Source organism: Pantoea sp. Pa-EAmG (assembly GCF_030024295.1).
Lineage (GTDB): Bacteria > Pseudomonadota > Gammaproteobacteria > Enterobacterales > Enterobacteriaceae > Pantoea > Pantoea dispersa.
The window spans coordinates 1-408 of sequence record NZ_JASEWO010000450.1; the positions used below are offsets into that span (position 1 = coordinate 1).

Annotated in this window: 1 pseudogene; it reads right to left on the reverse strand. The window is 45.8% G+C overall.

Features of this window, described 5'->3' with window-relative positions:
* A pseudogene (locus QMM04_RS23190) lies at positions 1–115 on the reverse strand (flagellin FliC); the annotation flags it as partial.
* Positions 116–408: the final 293 nt, after the last annotated feature.

A 408-nucleotide genomic window follows, 5' to 3' on the forward strand; every position in this document is an offset into this window, starting at 1 on the left:
TGTTAATACGCAGACCAGAAGAGAGACGCTCAATAGCGGTACCCAGAGAAGCCTGAGACTTGGACAGGTTGTTCTGAGTCGTCAGCGACAATGTGTTGGTATTAATCACTGCCATAGCAAGTTTCCTTTATTAAGAGAGATAATTCAGCCCTTCAGGCCTGCGGTTCAACACCGTATTAAAGTTATCGACAGGCTGCGCAAAAACTTCACTCTTTTTAATATTGATTTTGTCGTCTTTGCTGACAAAAAATAGATGTTAATAATCAGAAAATTAGCAACGCCGCTGTGGCTACTCTCTTCCGGAAATAAAAAAAAACGGAGCCAGCTGGCTCCGTTGAAGGCTGCGCGTTTGCGATTAACGCAGCAGAGACAGCATGGTCTGTGGCACCTGGTTGGCCTGCGCCAGCA